Origin of the sequence: Methylobacterium sp. E-016 (assembly GCF_022829745.1) — a bacterium.
Lineage (GTDB): Bacteria > Pseudomonadota > Alphaproteobacteria > Rhizobiales > Beijerinckiaceae > Methylobacterium.
Map to the genome: position 1 here is coordinate 1 of NZ_JAKSYF010000106.1, position 529 is coordinate 529.

The following is a 529-nucleotide window of genomic DNA, read 5'->3' on the forward strand; positions in this document are numbered from 1 at the left end:
CCAAACCCTCCAAGCCCGCGAGACCGCAATGGCTATCGACTATCGCTCGGAACTGCGCCGACCCCTCCCGTTCAGCCTCGCCGTCATCGCCGCGGTGCTGCTTCTCTGGCTGGTCGTGGCCTCTATCGCCGGCGCCAGGCAACGCGGCGCCAGGGACCACCGCATCGGCGAGTTGGAGAGCCAGCGGACGGCCCTGCAGACGGACCTCGACCAGCAGCGGTCGACTGCCGGCACTTTGGCCGCGCTCCAGGCCAGGATCGCCAAGGCCCAGCAACAGGACCGGGACGCAACCCAGGCCGGCGAGCAGGCCAAGGCCAAGTCAGTCAGCCTCGTATCGGAGCGGCAGGCAGCGGAGGGCAAGGCGGCGGAGGCGAAGGCGGCATCCGAGGCGGAGGCCCAGAAGCTGGCCGACCTTCAGGCGCAGGTAAACCAGGCCGAGCAGAAGCTCGCGCCGATGAGGGAGGCTACCACCGCGGCCGAGTAGGCCGCGACGGCCCGGACGAAGGAGCTTGCCGACGTCGGGCGCCGC

1 pseudogene is annotated in these 529 nt (G+C 70.7%); it reads left to right on the forward strand.

The features are described from left to right. A pseudogene (locus MKK68_RS13150) lies at positions 1-484 on the forward strand (chromosome partitioning protein ParA); the annotation flags it as partial. Positions 485-529: the final 45 nt, after the last annotated feature.